This is a genomic window from Paenibacillus sp. CMM36, from assembly GCF_053570945.1.
Genome location: NZ_JBSEDY010000067.1, coordinates 1 through 915, shown reverse-complemented (window position 1 = coordinate 915; position 915 = coordinate 1). Strand labels below are relative to the sequence as shown.

Annotated in this window: 1 protein-coding gene; it reads left to right on the top strand. The window is 56.0% G+C overall.

Annotated features, from left to right (window positions below; translation table 11 throughout):
- Nucleotides 1-915 (top strand): AMP-binding protein (locus tag ACWA2B_RS27885; protein ID WP_449292879.1); only part of this gene is annotated, 915 nt, incomplete at both ends.

Sequence of the window (915 nt, the reverse complement as noted above, 5' to 3'; positions counted from 1 at the left end):
TTCTGGTTCACCGTTCATTGGACATGATTGTAGGCATCTATGCGATTCTCAAGGCCGGCGGAGCCTATGTGCCGATTGATCCGGAATATCCGGCTGATCGTATCCGCTTTATGCTGGAGGACTCGGGCGCGAAGCTGGTGCTGACGCAATTGCATCTGGCGGAGCAAGCATCCTTGAGTTTCGACGGCCAGGTGCTGGTGCTGGATCGTCAGGAGCAGGATGGCCAAGACATTTACCACGAAGACGGTTCGAATCTGGAGCCACTGGCCGGACCGCACCATGTCGCCTATGTCATTTATACCTCTGGCTCCACGGGAAAACCGAAGGGCGTGATGGTGGAGCACCATTCTGTGCTGAATCGGATTTTGTGGATGCATGATCGGTACGGCTTGAGTGCGGAAGATACGATCCTGCAAAAGACCGCCTTTACGTTCGACGTGTCGGTGTGGGAGCTGTTCTGGTGGTCGCTGGTCGGCTCGAAGGTGAGCTTGCTGTCGGTAGGCGGGGAAAAGAACCCGGAAGACATCGTGGACACGATTGCCCGCGATGGAGTGAGCACGATGCACTTTGTACCTGCCATGCTGCATGCGTTCCTGGAGTATGTGGAGCAGCAGCCACGGGAAGTGATGCAAGCGAAACTGGCAACGCTGCGCCATGTCTTTGCCAGTGGTGAAGCCTTGCCACCACAGCATGTGGCCCGGTTCCAACAGCTTGTGTCGAGTCTGGCGGGAGCGAAGCTGATCAACCTGTACGGCCCAACGGAAGCGACGGTGGACGTATCGTACTTTGATTGCGAGCCGACGGAAGAATATGCAGTCATTCCGATCGGAAAACCGATTCAAAACATTCGCCTGTACATCGTGAAGGAAGGCACGGAGCAATTGCAGCCGATTGGGGTTGCAGGGGAGTTGTGCA